We start from the raw sequence: 15,935 nt of genomic DNA on the forward strand, positions 1-15,935 counted from the left end.
AGTGTAAAAATCTTTTTTGCCCGCGCTGCGCGGTCTACCCTTTATCAGAATAAAAAACTGCATAAAGGAGCGCCGTATGCGCCAGATCCCGCTGCTTTTCCTGTTTCTCTCAGTTTCTGTGTTCGCCGCGCCTGCTGCGGTGAAAGTCGATGTATTACAAACCAAACTCGATCACCCCTGGGCGCTGGCTTTTCTGCCCGATAATCAGGGCATGTTAATTACCCTGCGCGGCGGGCAACTGCGTTTATGGCAACAAGATAAGGGGATTTCCGACCCGATTACCGGGGTTCCCGGCGTCTGGGCGCATGGTCAGGGGGGCTTGCTGGATGTGGCGCTGGCACCGGATTTTGCCCAGTCGCGCCGCGTGTGGCTGAGCTACGCCGAAGCGGGGCAGGATGATAAAGCCGGAACGGCGGTGGGGTATGGCCGTCTTAGCGAGGATTTTAAGCGCCTCGACGATTTTCAGACGGTGTTCCGCCAGCAGCCGAAACTCTCCACCGGTAACCATTTTGGCGGTCGGCTGGTGTTTGATGGCAAAGGCTATTTATGGATTGCGCTGGGCGAGAATAACCAGCGTTCGACGGCGCAGGATCTGGATAAATTGCAGGGCAAACTGGTGCGGCTGACGGACCAGGGCAAGGTGCCGGAGGATAACCCGTTTGCCGGTAACGCGGGGGCACGAGCGGAGATCTGGTCTTACGGTATTCGCAATCCGCAGGGAATGGCGATGAACCCGTGGAGTAACGCGTTGTGGCTCAACGAGCATGGCCCGCGCGGCGGCGATGAGATCAACATTCCGCAAAAGGGGAAAAATTACGGCTGGCCAATTGCCACCTGGGGCATCAACTATAGCGGGCTGAAAATCCCGGAAGCGAAAGGGGAGATTGTCGCCGGCACCGAGCAACCGATCTTTTACTGGAAAAAATCCCCGGCGATCAGCGGCATGGCTTTCTATAATGCCGATGTGTTCCCGCAGTGGAAAAACAAACTGTTTATCGGCGCGCTGAAAGATAAAGATCTCATCGTCATGAGCGTGCAGGGCGACAAGGTGACGGAAGATGGCCGTATTCTTGGCGATCGCGGGCAGCGCATTCGCGATGTACGCGTTGGACCGGATGGTTATCTCTATGTGCTGACCGATGAATCCGACGGCGCGTTGTGGAAAGTCAGCCCGGCCTCCTGAAGCAGAAAGGGGTTATTCCCCTTTCTTTATTCTGCGTATTAGTCGTGACTTTTTTCTTTCTGCCGTTAACAGGCAAAAGCTATATTTTGTTTTTATATAAGTGTTTTCTGTTAATTGTTTTTAAATAAAATAATGCCGCCATTTTTATTTATATAGCGGCTGGCTATGTGGCGTCTTTTATTTAAGTGCCAGCAGCGATTGCCGATAACTGAATATCTTAGAGTATGCGTTAAAGGAGAAGTAATAATGCATCATCAAGGTATTTCGGGTGCGTCGACAGATATTTATGAATTGATTTCCCGCATTGGCAACGTCACCCGCATGTTAAGAAGTAGCCTGCGTGAGTTAGGCCACGATATCACCATTGTTGAACTGGCTAATTCCATTCCCGATGCACGCAGCCGGCTGCAATATGTTGTCGACCTTACGGCGCAGGCCTCCGGCAAAACGCTGAACTATATCGAACTGACACAACCTCTTCAGGAGCAACTGAGCCAGCAAGCTAACCAGTTGCTTGCGCAATGGCAGCAGCATAATGAAGCCGCAAGTCTCGATGAAACGATGGCGCTTGCCCGCGCCACGCGCGGCTGGCTGGACTCGGTTCCCCATTGCACCGAAGTCACAAAATCCTACCTGCGGGAAATTATGATGGCGCAGGATTTCCCGGATACCACGGCACGGATTATTTTGCGCATGATGGCGTTGCTGGAAAATATTGAGAAAGAGTTCCTGAATGTGTTGTTAGAAAACGTACCGCGAGAAGGGCGCGCGGCAATCAACAAAGCCAGCGCTGATTCAGCTTCGCAACCAGCCGGGCAAGAGGATATTGACGAGTTGCTCAATAGCCTTGGCCTGTAATTTATTTTGTTAGTGCTTCACCCTCGTTGTTGTGCTTATTGATATCCACTAATTGTTCTTTTGGTGAATGCAATATTATTGCATTCACTCTTTTTTGGGCTGTTTATCTCGCATAAAAGACGCATTCCTTTCAATAAAAAAATCCCGCAATGCCATCAACATATGCGGGATAAAAAAGAAAAATAAATTCGTTATGCTCAATGAAGCCCGCCCTCATGACAAAGCGGGTGTTAGTCAAGGAATTACATCTTAGAAATCCGCTCTGAAGGAGGTAAGCGGATTTCTCACTACTTAACGCAGCAGGGACAGCATGGTCTGAGGAACCTGGTTAGCCTGCGCCAGTACGGAGCTACCAGCTTGTTGCAGGATCTGCGAACGGGACATGTTAGACACTTCTGTCGCGTAGTCAGAATCCTGAATACGGCTGCGCGCTGCCGACAGGTTGTTCGTCGTATTGTTCAGGTTGGAAATCGTTGATTCAAAACGGTTCTGGGAAGCACCGAGCAGGCTGCGTTCGGTATCCACGGCTTTGATGGCTTTATCCAGATCGGCCAGCGGATTACCGTCGGTGGTGCCGCCGGAACTGACAACGCCCTGCAGCACGTCGAAACCATGTGCGTCAGTAGAACGTGCGCTGCCGTTGACGATCTGGCCTGTTGTTGCGGCCGTTGCACCGGTGGTGTTGTAGAGGTTGAACGCGTCGCTGCTACTCACGGTAATGCTGATGGTTTCACCATCTTTCGCGCCAACCTGGAAATTATACTGGCTGTCGCCCGAGCCGGTATTCAGCACTTTCAGGCCGTTAAAGTCGGTCTGGGTGGTAATACGGTTGATCTCTTCCATACGCTGGTTAACTTCCGCCTGGATGGAGTCGACATCGGATGCGGAGTTGGAGCCATTCTGCGCCTGCACAGTCAGGTCGCGAATACGCTGCAGGTTATTATTCACTTCGCTCAGTGCCCCTTCGGTGGTCTGTGCCAGTGAAATGCCGTCATTCGCGTTACGCACCGCAACGGAAAGGCCATTAATATTTGACGTGAAACGGTTAGCAATTGCCTGGCCAGCCGCATCATCTTTTGCGCTATTAATACGCAGGCCGGATGACAGACGCTCAATAGACGTACCTAAAGAAGACTGAGATTTGCTCAGGTTATTTTGGGTCATTAAAGACAAGGTGTTGGTATTAATAACGGCCATTTCATTTCTCCAGAAATATAGAATTAATCTATCGGTATTGCCCAATATCGCTGGGCGAAATGGATATCGTCCACAGGGAATAAAACTTTAAATTTAAATGACTAATAGTTTATTTTTATAAATGAAACGATTTAATGCGATGATTTTATAGCTAATAGTGGTTGTAAATATATTTTAATTGCCGCTGGCGTATTCTATCCTAATAATACTTATAGGCACATCCGATCATAATTCCGGATAGGTTGTCGATAAATAAGAATAACCGTACCAAGTTATTTTAGTATTGCTAAACTATAATTAAGTATTATTGAATAATCTTGGCGGGAAGATTATTTTTTGTAACTTTAAAGCAGGTAAATTCGCTTTTCCTGACGCAAGGATGCTGTTAGGCTGATATTTAAATAGGTGGTTGTCTTCAACGTTATTTGTCTGAAAAGGTTAAATGTTGCCCATAATGTGGGTACTAAAAGCAAATTCTAACATTATTGCATCGTTGCATCCTATTAAACGGTTGACGATATGAATTAACAATTAAAGTTTTGCGCCAGATTTTCGATTACTGATAAGAAAGAATACAGCGTTGTTTATATAACAAATAACTGAATAGTTGTGCCGATAATGGCACTTAAATTAAATTTAGCATGAAAAATCACGCATCAGTCGCGGTCGTGTTTGTTACCCTGGCTGAAATATAAAAGGCTTATGTTGTGTGATGTTTTTGTGTTTTTTGTCTGCACACGGGAGAGTTGGCTTTATGAGAACGCAAGATTTGGAATACTTCGTCGCGTTGATAAAACATATGAATTTTCAGAAGGCGGCTGAGGAGTGCGATGTTTCTCAACCCACCCTGAGCATCCAAATCAAAAAACTGGAAGAGGAATTAGGCATTCCACTACTGCACCGTAAAGGCAAAGGATTTAGCCTGTCGCCGATCGGTTTGCATTTGTTGCCGCTGATTGAAAATATTCTTCGGGAGGTGCATAACCTGCATGAATTAGCGCAGCGGCTGCGTTTTCAACCGGTTGGCGTTATCAATATTGGTGTCACACCAACGCTTGGATCGTATATATATGAAGATCTGTTCAGCGCCTTCAAAGAAAAATTCCCGGATAATGAGATCAAGCTCCATGAAGTCAGTGAAGATAATTTGCTGAGTATGTTAGGAAAAGGGCAATTACAGTTGGGGCTGCTGATTGGGCCTATTGATAATGATAACTTCCTTGAAGCGCAGCTCTATGAAGAGCAATTTGTGTTGGGCGTAAACAACAGCCATCCGCTATCTAAACAAGAAGTGATTGATCTCAATGAGTTGAAAAAGCATAAGCTAATTATGACCAAATCGATGCCAGAACATCTCACTCTTGAACCTGGTAGCGAGGAGATACTCAACCATGCGCGGAGTATTTCAAACGATCTGGAAACCATCAGATATATGGTAAAGCATTCGGATAATGTCTCCTTTTTCCCGAAACTGTCAACGCTTGGTAACGATCACAATAGTATTAAATATATTAATATCAAAGATAATAATTTATCACGACGGGTTTTTATGATGGTGCGTGAAGGCGATATTATGAAGGAAAAATATTATAGTTTTGGCAGCGATGTCGGCGGCCGAATTAACGCAAGGTTGAATACGTTGTAATGAATTTATTGTCTTAATTAAACGGTAATCACGGCGACATGATCGCTGGTTATAAAAATATGTTGAGATACAAACATTACGTTTTTGATAAGTGTTTGTCTCTCAGCAGTAGTGCTGCGCCTTTTTTTAAAATGTGTCTTTTTTATCGCTCTTAATCGTCAATGAAAACGCCGGGTGTAGACGCTGGCAAATTTATGATGTCAGAGGTGACTCATGTTTCTTAACTCAAAATATACCAACGTTCATCGATCGCTACTTGCCATTATCAAACCTGCATTGAATGAGCATGCATTTGAAAATAAAAAGACAGATGCCTGCGTTGCGCTGAAAAAATTGGTGGCTCTGTATAATGAGCTTCGCGTTGAACTGACGCTGCAGCCATATCCGCCAGAGTTGACCGATTTTTTATTTACCTATGAGTGTGCGTTGATAACATTGGATGATTATTTAAACTCCAGCTCTCCTAAAGAAATGAGTAACGCCATTCTCACTTGTTTTCAATATATAGAAACCGTCCCGGTTTTGCTTCGGCGTGTTTCGGTTCAGTACCGCATGCAAGCCATGTGAAAAATAATTATTTAGCAGTAATCAAAAACTTATATCACTTTACGAGATGGGTATGATGGATAATGTCGCCACTGAGCAGTTGGGTCTGTCATTAGAACGGGCTAATTTTTTAAAGAAAAGATCACAATCATTTCTGTCGGTCGCCAGACAATCTGGCTTAGCCGGTCACGCTTTTACTCAGCGGGATGACGCGTTGAGTGACGATCATGCTGCGGTAATTTCCGGTATAGAGTGTGGCGAAGAGGTGACGCTTTTGCAGGAGAGTTTGCAGAATATCGATTTTGCTATCCATAAACTCGACGCGATAAATAATGACGAAGTGGCCGAACCTGACGTGATGGCGTTTTATCAGGATGCAATCGAACTTCTTGATGAGGCAGAAGCGCTGCTGGAGGAGTGCTGCGAAGTCGATGTTATTGACTACGCAATGGATGAGATCGAGTGGGATGAAAGTAGCCTGGTTCCTTTAGAAGACGATCCACTGTTTGCGGATGGCGAGGAATAACGTCTCTGCGCCTGGCCGCGAAACCGGCGGGTTGCCGCGTGGGAGGACCGGATGGCGCCGGGCGCATTTCACCATCAACCGCAGGTGATAATGCCAGCGCCACCGGTCAAAAAAAGGTTCAGGTCACCGGGATCATTACCGCATTTTTGAAGCCGGGACGTTCGCACAATTGCGCATACCAGCGTTGCAGGTTGGCGTGCGGTGCCCAGCGTAATCCGGGGATATTATAAAGGTTATAGATAAACGGGCCGACGGCGATATCCCCGCAGCCAAACGCTTCCCCGGACAGCCACGGCTGTTTTGCCAGTACATCGTCGAGCATCGCGAACAGCCCATCCAGCGCGTTTTTATTGGATTCAATCGCGGCGTTGTCACGCTGTGCCGGCGCGGTGCGCACCAGTCCCTGCAACAGTGGGCCATGTTTTGGCGAAAGGGTGCTCAGCGCCCAGTCCATCCACTTTTCCCCTTGCGCACGCTCAGCAGGGGATTCCACCCACAAACGGCCCTGGCCATACTGCGCTGCCAGATAACGCACGATGGTGTTGGATTCCCACAAAACCACATCAGTTTCATCATCACGCAGCAGCGGCACCAGACCATTCGGGTTCATCGCCAGATACTCAGGCTCATGGTTCACGCCGAATTCTCTGCCCGCCAGAATATGCTGGTACGGTAATTCCAGCTCTTCCAGTAGCCAGCGAACTTTTTTGACATTAGTCGAGTTATTTCTGCCCCATAGCGTTATCATTTTTACCTCAGTGGTGTGAATGAGTGTCGGTGTGACATTCATCGTGTGCCAATCTCCGTCATTCTTCAAGTTGCAGATGCGCGGGTTTTGTTACCGGTTCCTTCGTAAGCGTCGCTCCTTCGGCGCCAGCGCAAGCACGGCTCAACGCGCAAGGTGCAACTCGAATTATTCAGGGGATAAATATTCAGCACAAACGGCACGCAACACGCGGTTATTGCGTAAACTTTAAAAACTTTACCCAGTGACGGTTTTTTTCGTTTCGTTTGTGCGCTATTACTCACCGTTTGTTGCGGCACGGTGTTGTGACGTTTTTGAATGGATACTCGGGTGGCCCCTATGACGCATTTCTCTTTATCCCTTCGCAGCCTGGTTGCGGGCTCTGCGCTGTTGATGCTTTTCTCCCCTTCGTTGTACGCGGTGGAACAAACGCCGGGTGCGCCCCCGGTCGATGCGAGGGCGTGGATCCTGATGGATTACGCCAGCGGTAAGGTGCTGGCAGAAGGCAACGCTGACGAGAAGCTCGATCCTGCCAGCCTCACGAAATTGATGACCAGCTATGTGGTTGGCCAGGCGTTGAAAGCCGGAAAAATTCATCTCACTGATACAGTGACCGTCGGCAAAGACGCCTGGGCGACCGGCAACCCGGCGCTGCGTGGCTCTTCGCTGATGTTCCTGAAACCCGGCGATCAGGTTTCCGTGGCCGATCTCAACAAAGGCGTGATTATCCAGTCCGGCAACGATGCCAGTATCGCTATCGCAGATTTCGTGGCGGGCAGCCAGGACTCATTCGTCAGCCTGATGAACAGCTATGCGCAAAAACTCGGTCTGACCAATACCACCTTTAAAACGGTGCACGGCCTGGATGCGCCGGGGCAGTTCAGCACTGCGCGCGATATGGCACTGCTCGGCAAGGCACTGATTCATGATGTGCCGGATGAGTACGCCATCCATAAAGAAAAAGAGTTCACTTTTAATAAAATCCGCCAGCCGAACCGTAATCGGTTGCTGTGGAACACCGGCATGAACGTGGATGGCATGAAAACCGGCACCACCGATGGCGCGGGTTACAACCTGGTAGCTTCGGCGACGCAAGGTGATATGCGTCTGATTTCTGTGGTGCTGGGGGCGAAAACGGACCGTATCCGCTTTAATGAGTCAGAAAAATTGCTCACCTGGGGTTTCCGTTTCTTCGACACGGTTACGCCTATCAAACCGGACGCGACATTTGTCAGCCAGCGCGTGTGGTTTGGCGATGAGAGCGAAGCGAAACTTGGCGCGGGTGAAGCAGGATCTATCACCATTCCAAAGGGGCAACTGAATAACCTGAAAGCCAGTTACACCTTAACGCAGCCGGAACTGCAGGCGCCGCTGACCAAAGGTCAGGTGGTGGGCACCATCGATTTTCAGTTGAACGGTAAAACGATTGAGCAACGCCCGCTGGTCGTGATGGAAGCGGTGGAAGAGGCCGGGTTTATCGGCCGGATGTGGGACTTTGTGCTGCTGAAATTCCACCAGTGGTTTGGCGGCTGGTTCTCCTGATACAACCTTGACCGTGCCCGACCGGGCACGGTCAATAGAGCAATGTTAACTGGTGTTTTTTTGCTTCGCTCTCCAGCGCCTCGTCGGGGCGACAGTCACTGACCAGCACATCAAAGCGACTTAATGGCCCCATGCAGGCCGAACGCACTTTACCGAATTTGCTGTGATCCACCACCAGAACATGGTATTGCGCGCTGGTCATCGCCCAGTGCTTTACCGGCAACTCTTCCAGATTAAAACAGGTCGCGCCCTGCTGAGCATGCACGCCCGCCGCCGAATAAAAGGCAATATCCGGGCGCAGATTATTCAGCGTTTCATTGAAGTTCAACGGTTTGAAAATGGCGTTGCTGGCGTGAAACTCACCACCGCTGAGAATGGCGCGACACTGCGGTTTTTCCTGTAATGCCAGAAAGGTATTCAGCGAGTAACAGACGCCGGTGAAGGGCAGATCGTCCGCAATAGCTTCAATGATCCATGGCGTGGTGGTGCCGCAATCGAAAAAGGCCATCTGATGCGCTTTCAGAAGCCCGGCGGCGAGTTTTGCCGCGTGGCGCTTTTCTTCAACCAGACGATTTTTTTGATCGCTTAACAGATAATGGCTAGCGGAGCGCGGCTCCAGCACGATGTAACCGCCCAGCAGTACTACCGGCGCGCTGTTGGCGCTGAGATCGCGGCGAATGGTCATTTCAGATACGCCAAGCAGCGTCGCCGCCTCTTTCAGGTGCAGTTTATCGCTGCGCTTGAGCGCCGCCAGCAGCTGGCCTATCCGTTCGTCGCGTCTTGTTTCCATAATTCCCCTGAATAAAAGAAAGCCCTGCATTGAGCAGGGCGTTCATATTACCTTTGCCTCAGGGCTTAGTCACGTACCCAGCCGCGGCGAATCAGCAGGGCGAAACAGGCGCGATAGAGCTGTTGCACACTGTGGTAAAGCGACGGGCCAAAGCCTTGCCAGAGGATTTGCGCGGACAAACAGCCGCCGATGCCAACCAGCAGCGCGCCCAGCATATCCAGCGGCCAGTGCACTCCAAGATAAACGCGTGACCACGCGATGGTCAGACCGATGACCATCAACAGCGCGCCCGACCACAAACGGTGCCAGGCAAGGAAAGCGACTGCAAAGGTGAAGATCACCGTGCCGTGATCGCTCGGGAAAGAACTGTCCGGCGCGTGGTGCAGGAAGTTGTAGCCCACGCGATCGGCAAAGGGGCGATCGTGCGGGAAAAAATGCCCCAGTAACGCTGAACAACAGAGACTGACCAGCATGGCCAGCGTGACTTTAATCACCAGTTGGCGTTGCGCATTCACTTGCTCGCGTGGACCCCATAACCAGAGGCCAACCGCCAGCAGCGGCACAATGCTGATTAAATCGCTGGCGGCAAAATCGGCAAACGCAATCAGCCAGCGCGGAGAGTCTGGCGTGGCGTTAATCCAGTAAAAGAGGGTGTAATTCAGGCTCTCTAACATACGCTTGTTACTCTTTGATGAAATAAGCAAAATTGACGCGAAAGCGACCACCATAAAAGCGGCATGGTCAACGGTAAAGGGGTTTTGTCTTACTCATCTGAGAGTTAGACGATTCCTGGAGCGAACCACTGAGGGCGTATCTTACGGCTGCGCACTTAAGTGAACCTTAAACGAACTGAAATGTGCTTTATTTAATCTGTGACAGAGAATTTCCTATCGCTGCATAGCGGCTTTGATTACACTCTGCGCGATTTTTCATAGATGAAGAGATTGCATGCAAAACCATACCTTAACGAGCCAACGTCTGGGACGACGGGCGCTACTGTTTCCCCTCTGCCTGGTGCTTTACGAATTCTCCACCTATATCGCCAACGATATGATCCAGCCCGGCATGCTGGCCGTGGTGGAGCAGTACAACGCCGGCATTGAGTGGGTGCCAACGTCAATGACCGCTTACCTGGCGGGCGGCATGTTTTTGCAGTGGCTGCTGGGGCCGCTGTCGGATCGCATTGGCCGTCGCCCGGTGATGCTAACCGGCGTGGTGTGGTTTATCGTTACTTGCCTGGCAACACTGCTGGCACAGGACATTGAGCAGTTCACGCTACTGCGTTTTTTGCAGGGCATTAGCTTGTGCTTTATTGGCGCGGTCGGTTACGCGGCAATCCAGGAATCTTTCGAAGAAGCGGTGTGCATAAAAATCACTGCGCTGATGGCGAACGTGGCGCTGATAGCGCCGCTGCTCGGCCCGCTGGTGGGTGCTGCGTGGGTACATGCCGCGCCGTGGCAGGGGATGTTTGTGCTGTTCGCGTTGCTGGCGGCATTCGCCTTTTTTGGCCTGCAACGGGCGATGCCGGAGACCGCCACGCGGCTTGGTGAAAAGCTCTCCTTTAAAGCCTTGTGGCGCGACTATGTCGAAGTGATGAAGAACCTGCGTTTTGTCGCCGGGGCGCTGGCGACAGGCTTTGTCAGCCTGCCACTGCTGGCGTGGATTGCCCAGTCGCCGATTATCATCATCAGCGGTGAGCAGTTGAGCAGCTATGAGTATGGCCTGTTGCAGGTGCCGATTTTTGGCGCGTTGATTATCGGTAACCTGGTACTGGCGCGACTGACTTCCCGGCGCACCGTGCGCGCGCTGATCATTATGGGCGGCTGGCCAATCGCGGCCGGGTTGCTGCTGGCAGCCGTCGCGACTGTTACCTCTTCGCATGCTTATCTATGGATGACCGCCGGGCTGAGCCTTTACGCCTTTGGTATTGGGCTGGCAAACGCCGGGCTGGTGCGTCTGACCCTGTTTGCCAGCGACATGAGTAAAGGCACCGTTTCGGCGGCAATGGGCATGTTACAGATGTTTATTTTTACCGTCGGTATCGAAATCAGTAAACACGCCTGGCTGAGCGGCGGCAATGGCTTGTTCAGCCTCTTCAACCTGGCTAACGGTGTGCTGTGGCTGGGTTTAATGGTGGTGTTTCTGCGTGATAAACGGGTGGGGAATTCGCTGGAAGGTTAGGGCGGCGCTCATCAACAGCGCCGCCGCGCAATCAGCAGGTTTCAGCCTGGGTTTCCGGGGCCGGTTTGGCGACCGCGTGGGCAACCACGGCGGCAATCAACACCAGCCCCATCACCACCAGCATGGCGCTACGCAGGCCGTAGTGCTCGCCGAGAAAACCGAGCAGCGGCGGGCCGACGAGAAACGCCAGGTAGCCGGTAGTGGCGACCACGCTGACGCGGGTTGCCGCGTCCGGGCCGGTATCGCTGGCGGCGGAAATGGTCAGCGGGAAACCGAGCGAGGCACCAAGCCCCCACAAAATCACCGAGAAGCCTGCCACCCAGGCACTATCAACAAAGATAATCAGCCCGATGCCCAGCGCACCCATCAACGCGCTGGCGCGCACCACCGTGACGCGGCTGTAACGGTCAATAAACCAGCCGCCGATAAATCGCCCGACGGTCATTCCAAGGGTAAAACCGGTGTAGATCAGCGAGCCGGACGTTGGGCTAAAGCCGTGTCCGTCCACCATCAATAGTGGCAGCCAGTCGTTGGCGGAACCTTCAGCGAATGCCATTGCGAGCACCACCACGCCAATCAGCAACAGTTGGGTGTCACGCCAGAACGGCTGCCCTTTTTTCCCGCGAGCTTTCTCATCGGCGGAGTCTTTGCCGGTGCCAGGTGGAATGGCGGAAATCGCCAGCATGATGGGAACAATCGCCACCAGTGCCGCCGCCAGAATGTGCCAGTTGGCCGCCAGGCCAATAGCGGTAACGCTCATACCAATGCCTGCGCCGACCAGCGTGCCGAAGCTGTAAAAACCGTGCATCATTGGCAGCACGGTTTTGCCCATCTCACGCTCGACTTCCGCACCTTCGATGTTCATTGCCACTTCGCCCGCACCCAGGCTGCCGCCGAACAACGCCAGGCCGATGGCAAATAACAGCGGAGACGCCAGCCACAGCGCGATACTCAGCACCACCATGCCGATGACGCTGAACGACATGCTGGCGCGGATCACTTTCCGTGCGCCAAAGCGCTTTACCAGCCAACCGGAAGAGAGAATTCCGCTCATCGAACCGACCGACAGGCCAAACAGCACCCCGCCCATTTCCGCGGTGGAAACCGATAAAATATCGCGTATTGCTGGCGTTCGCGTGGCCCACGACGCCATTAATAGCCCTGGTATAAAGAAGAAGGTAAACAGCGCCCACAAGCGATGTTGCAGGGCTTTTCGCGATGCATTTTCAGTCATATCGTCACTGAGAAAAAAGAAAAGATAGGACAACACTAGCAAGAATGTGTACATTTGTACATAAATGAGTGAGAGGATCTATGGCTCGAAGACCCAACGACCCGCAGCGGCGTGACCGCATTCTGCAAGCGACGCTGGATACCATTGCCGCACATGGGATTCAGGCGGTGACGCACCGTAAAATCGCCAGCTGTGCTGATGTGCCGCTGGGTTCAATGACCTATTACTTTTCCGGTATCGATGCGTTGTTAGAAGAGGCTTTCAGCTTGTTTACCCGCCAGATGTCGGCGCAATACGCCGCTTTTTTCGACGGCGTTGACAGTCAGGCAAAAGCCTGTGAGGCGCTAACCGAGCTGATTTACAGCGCCCAGGTGACCACCGCGCGCAATATGGAGCTGATGTACCAGCTGTATGCGTTTATGAGCCGCCAGCCCACGCTGAAAAATGTGATGCAAGACTGGATGCGTACCAGCCAGACCACCCTGGAGCGCTGGTTCGAACCGATGACGGCACGTGCGCTGGACGCGTTTATCGAAGGGATGACGCTGCATTTTGTGGTCGATCGCGAGCCGCTGAGCCGCGAAGCCATTCGCTTAATGATCGGGCGTCTCGCCGGACAGTGAGCGATACGCGTTGTCGACTAATGCGCAGGCGCGATGGCTTGCGTCAAGCGCGAGACACAATTCTACGTCCGCTGAAAAACCCCGTGCGTGGAGTTCATTAGCGGATGCGCAGTGACGGAGATCGCTGAATTCACCGCCCTGAAATGCGGCTTTTGCCGCTTGTGCTTCAGGCGAGAGTTTACGCTTGCCAAGTGCGGCGATAATGGCGCCCGCAGCCAGATAATCCTCCACCGCCGGGCGCAGACTGCCATCCGGCCAGCGTTCCCCGGCCGGGATCAGCAAAATGCGCTCAAAACCTGCACACACTGTCGCAGTTGCCAGCCGGTTGCGAAAACACCCGCTGAACACCGCTGCGCCGCAATCGCGTGCTTTAAACGAAAGGGTGGAACCGTTAGGTGAGGGGAGCACCAGCCGGTGTCCAGCGGGAATAGGCAGTAACGAGGTGGGTGAGAGCGTGTATTTGCCCCCGGCAAAGGTGCGATTGAAGCTGGCGACATCGGCATGGTTTTCCTGCGCGTAGCGCTGCGCGCTGGCATCTTTCCATGGCCACGGGTAAATCAGCGCCTGGTTATCGGTGGCGATGCTAACGCATGTGGAGAACGACATCACGTCGACAATCACCACACAATCGGCTTCCCGCGCCAGGTGCTCCGCTGCGGCTAAACCCCACTCCAGCCGTACATCGAATGGGCCTTGGCTGTACCATTGTGCACACATTTTCTGCTCCTTTATTCCACGCGAAAAACATCGGGATGTTTTTCCGTTGCGGCCTCATGGAAAATATCTCCCAGCCAGCCGGGGATCTCTGCTTCGCTTAATTCCCCGGGAATGATGATGTTGTAAAGCCGTGAATGCTTGCCTTCGCTTCTGTCCACGCGGAACACCTGCCAGTCATCTGCCACGCGCTTCACACCAATATAACGACCAAAAACGTTGTAAATCAGCATCGAAGGGCTCCTTGCGGTGTCGGGTGAGGGTTAAAAAAGAGCACTATGAAAAACGCAGCGCTGGCGTTCGCTTAAGTATTAATGCAAAAATAGTAAATTCAAACAACCTGTTGAAAAGGAATAGAATGTTTTTAAATACTGTAATGTGGCTGATATCCGCGGCAGCGTTTTTCGCCTGGATTTTTGGTATCACTTTAAAAAATACTTTTGCCAGAAATGCGAAACATTTTGCCCTTTTTTTGCTGGTGCATCTGATGTTAAGCGGTGCCGCCATTATGCTGAAAAAGCACGGCGTTGCGGGTGTCAGCAGAGACTCCGGCCCGTGGGTATTTACCGGTCTCAGATTGTTTTTGAAGTGTTATATGGCGTTTGCAATGATCATAACAGTGAGTTTTTTCTTTGCGCTTGTCAGCAAAGGTGCACAACAGATGACGCAGTTCCATAAAACTTATAACTCTGCCAATCTGCACCGCAACCCGCTTAAATTCTACCTGCGCCGTGAGTCGGGGATTGTATGGGCCTACGGGCTCTGCTTTTTAGCGGGTGGCGTTTATGTGCTGTGGGCGATATGGTTTCGCGTGGCGTTTTAAGACATTTTTGGCTGAGATTGTTCAACTGTCGCTTTTTTGTCGATATCGACAGATATTTTATGCGCGGCGTATAAACAAAATAGAATAATAACAAGGTGTCCTAACTTTATTCCTCGCTGACTATTCATAATGGAAAAGAGTACAGCATTATTGCGTTTTAATATGAAATAACACCATACAGTGGCAAATAAGAAAATGAATAATACCGTTAATACATAAGCGATTTGCACAAGGCTTTTATAGGTCACTTGAGGTTCTCTGTAAAAGAGAATCGCGAGCGCCATTAATGATGTTGTCAGTAACGCTGTAGAAATCCCGCTGGACCACAGCAGCAGGTCGCTGGTCACTTTGCGCAGTGCTGCACCAACCTTACCTCGCAGGGTCTCCATTCCCCAGGTATCGGGTTTCATGGCTTCCATATCTTTCATGAAAAAGGATACCGGGACAATAATAAATAACACCATCCAGCCGTAATTAAGTTGCGGCATGCTTTTATCCAAAAAACTAAGCAGATATTTTGCGACATCAAAATTCGCCGTTTTTCCTGCAATATAAAATGAAATAATGGAGATAACGCACCACATGCCGATTTTATAAAAAACATCGCGGTATAATGATTTTTTTAGCCAGCTTTCGAGTCTATTTTCTTCCGCTTTCATCGTTTTCCCGTTATAGCGAGTAGTGCTGTTTCGGCATCGATATTACCAAATCTGCATTGCTTCGCCAGAGTCAGAGGAAAGGCGAAACACAGGCTTCTTATCGGTTCAAATCGAGAAGGGGCAATGAAAAAAGGCAACAAAAAACCCATTTATGTAAATGGGTTAGTAAAAACAATGAGTTATATGATAATCAATAAGTTATATGAGTGATGAAAGGTGGCTACTACGGAGTAATACCAACCGCTGCCGCCACTTTGTCGCCATCGTGCATGGTGGCTATTGGATTGAAGCGCAGAGCCGTTTCAAGGTGATCAGGTGCAAGATGAGCATAACGCATGGTCATTTTAATATCGTGATGCCCAAGGATTTTTTGTAGAGCAAGTATATTTCCACCGGACATCATAAAGTGTGCTGCAAACGTATGGCGCAGAACGTGGGTTAGCTGTCCGCGAGGAAGCACTATCGATGTTTTCTCCACCACCGCCAAAAATTGGAAGTAACAGTCTGTGAAAAACTTGAAGCCATCCAGGGCAATTATTTCATCATAAATTGAATCGCCACGGGTTTAACAGACACCTCAGAGTCATTTAAGATGGCTTAAAGAGAGGTGCCCATGAGCGGTAAGCGTTATCCCGAAGAGTTTAAAACTGAAGCAGTCAAACAGGTTGT

17 protein-coding genes and 1 pseudogene are annotated in these 15,935 nt (G+C 50.8%); 9 read left to right on the forward strand and 9 right to left on the reverse strand.

Translation table 11 applies throughout. From position 1 onward, the window contains the following. Nucleotides 1–76 precede the first annotated feature (76 nt). Nucleotides 77–1,183 carry a PQQ-dependent sugar dehydrogenase gene (locus tag JKP81_RS10645; protein WP_200551699.1) on the forward strand — a complete coding sequence of 369 codons (1,107 nt, stop codon included), beginning with the start codon at nt 77–79 and terminating at the stop codon, nt 1,181–1,183. A 246-nt stretch (nt 1,184–1,429) separates the two neighbouring features. Next, nucleotides 1,430–2,041: a protein phosphatase CheZ gene (locus JKP81_RS10650; protein ID WP_200551700.1), complete on the forward strand. Its 612-nt coding sequence runs from the start codon at nt 1,430–1,432 to the stop codon at nt 2,039–2,041. 291 nt (nt 2,042–2,332) lie between these two features. On the opposite strand, the gene JKP81_RS10655 is transcribed toward JKP81_RS10650, so the two are convergent. Then, entirely contained in the window at nt 2,333–3,238 is a 906-nt protein-coding gene (locus tag JKP81_RS10655) for a flagellin (RefSeq protein ID WP_017456069.1), read from the reverse strand. Between the two features lie 754 nt (nt 3,239–3,992). Between JKP81_RS10655 and JKP81_RS10660 the strand changes: the two genes are divergently transcribed. The 3 genes from JKP81_RS10660 to JKP81_RS10670 all read left to right on the forward strand — a co-directional run bounded on the left by JKP81_RS10660 (nt 3,993) and on the right by JKP81_RS10670 (nt 5,955). Then, a complete protein-coding gene (locus tag JKP81_RS10660) occupies nt 3,993–4,883 on the forward strand; it encodes a LysR substrate-binding domain-containing protein (RefSeq protein WP_200551701.1) in 891 nt (296 codons plus the stop codon). A gap of 213 nt (nt 4,884–5,096) precedes the next feature. Beyond that, nucleotides 5,097–5,450, forward strand: coding sequence for a hypothetical protein (locus JKP81_RS10665; RefSeq protein ID WP_200551702.1), 354 nt, complete (start codon nt 5,097–5,099; stop codon nt 5,448–5,450). 52 nt (nt 5,451–5,502) lie between these two features. Then, on the forward strand, nt 5,503–5,955 hold the full coding sequence (locus JKP81_RS10670; RefSeq protein ID WP_234455578.1) for a hypothetical protein: 453 nt from the start codon (nt 5,503–5,505) through the stop codon (nt 5,953–5,955). 118 nt (nt 5,956–6,073) lie between these two features. On the opposite strand, the gene JKP81_RS10675 is transcribed toward JKP81_RS10670, so the two are convergent. Next, nucleotides 6,074–6,703: a glutathione S-transferase family protein gene (locus tag JKP81_RS10675; protein ID WP_200551704.1), complete on the reverse strand. Its 630-nt coding sequence runs from the start codon at nt 6,701–6,703 to the stop codon at nt 6,074–6,076. 336 nt (nt 6,704–7,039) lie between these two features. Here JKP81_RS10675 and dacC point away from each other — a divergent pair, with 336 nt between their 5' ends. Next, nucleotides 7,040–8,242 (forward strand): serine-type D-Ala-D-Ala carboxypeptidase, encoded by a 1,203-nt coding sequence (gene dacC / locus JKP81_RS10680; protein ID WP_065368918.1) that lies wholly within the window; start codon nt 7,040–7,042, stop codon nt 8,240–8,242. A gap of 31 nt (nt 8,243–8,273) precedes the next feature. Here the strand turns inward: dacC and deoR are convergent, their stop codons facing one another. Next, entirely contained in the window at nt 8,274–9,032 is a 759-nt protein-coding gene (gene deoR, locus JKP81_RS10685; RefSeq protein ID WP_200551705.1) for a DNA-binding transcriptional repressor DeoR, read from the reverse strand. 65 nt (nt 9,033–9,097) lie between these two features. Then, entirely contained in the window at nt 9,098–9,706 is a 609-nt protein-coding gene (gene ybjG, locus JKP81_RS10690) for an undecaprenyl-diphosphate phosphatase (RefSeq protein ID WP_200551706.1), read from the reverse strand. 274 nt (nt 9,707–9,980) lie between these two features. Here ybjG and JKP81_RS10695 point away from each other — a divergent pair, with 274 nt between their 5' ends. Beyond that, entirely contained in the window at nt 9,981–11,213 is a 1,233-nt protein-coding gene (locus JKP81_RS10695; protein WP_200551707.1) for an MFS transporter, read from the forward strand. A 31-nt stretch (nt 11,214–11,244) separates the two neighbouring features. Here JKP81_RS10695 and JKP81_RS10700 read toward each other — a convergent pair whose 3' ends face one another. Further along, nucleotides 11,245–12,447 carry an MFS transporter gene (locus JKP81_RS10700; protein WP_200551708.1) on the reverse strand — a complete coding sequence of 401 codons (1,203 nt, stop codon included), beginning with the start codon at nt 12,445–12,447 and terminating at the stop codon, nt 11,245–11,247. An 80-nt stretch (nt 12,448–12,527) separates the two neighbouring features. On the opposite strand from JKP81_RS10700, the gene JKP81_RS10705 reads away from it, so the two are divergent. Beyond that, entirely contained in the window at nt 12,528–13,070 is a 543-nt protein-coding gene (locus JKP81_RS10705; protein ID WP_200551709.1) for a TetR/AcrR family transcriptional regulator, read from the forward strand. Here the strand turns inward: JKP81_RS10705 and JKP81_RS10710 are convergent. Together JKP81_RS10710 and JKP81_RS10715 are read right to left on the reverse strand one after the other, a co-directional pair. Beyond that, nucleotides 13,041–13,787, reverse strand: coding sequence for a 2-phosphosulfolactate phosphatase (locus tag JKP81_RS10710; protein WP_200551710.1), 747 nt, complete (start codon nt 13,785–13,787; stop codon nt 13,041–13,043). The two genes, JKP81_RS10705 and JKP81_RS10710, sit on opposite strands and share 30 nt — an antisense overlap. An 11-nt stretch (nt 13,788–13,798) precedes the next feature. Beyond that, on the reverse strand, nt 13,799–14,017 hold the full coding sequence (locus JKP81_RS10715; protein ID WP_200551711.1) for a hypothetical protein: 219 nt from the start codon (nt 14,015–14,017) through the stop codon (nt 13,799–13,801). Between the two features lie 125 nt (nt 14,018–14,142). On the opposite strand from JKP81_RS10715, the gene JKP81_RS10720 reads away from it, so the two are divergent. After that, nucleotides 14,143–14,607, forward strand: coding sequence for a hypothetical protein (locus tag JKP81_RS10720; protein ID WP_200551712.1), 465 nt, complete (start codon nt 14,143–14,145; stop codon nt 14,605–14,607). Here JKP81_RS10720 and JKP81_RS10725 read toward each other — a convergent pair. Together JKP81_RS10725 and JKP81_RS10730 are read right to left on the reverse strand one after the other, a co-directional pair. Next, nucleotides 14,604–15,266 (reverse strand): hypothetical protein, encoded by a 663-nt coding sequence (locus JKP81_RS10725; protein WP_200551713.1) that lies wholly within the window; start codon nt 15,264–15,266, stop codon nt 14,604–14,606. The genes JKP81_RS10720 and JKP81_RS10725 overlap by 4 nt on opposite strands. Before the next feature lie 223 nt (nt 15,267–15,489). Beyond that, nucleotides 15,490–15,816, reverse strand: a pseudogene (locus JKP81_RS10730) (tyrosine-type recombinase/integrase); the annotation flags it as partial. Nucleotides 15,817–15,935: the final 119 nt, after the last annotated feature.

It is taken from the genome of Kosakonia sp. LAM2021, from assembly GCF_016620385.1.
GTDB classification, from domain to species: Bacteria; Pseudomonadota; Gammaproteobacteria; order Enterobacterales; family Enterobacteriaceae; genus Kosakonia; species Kosakonia sacchari.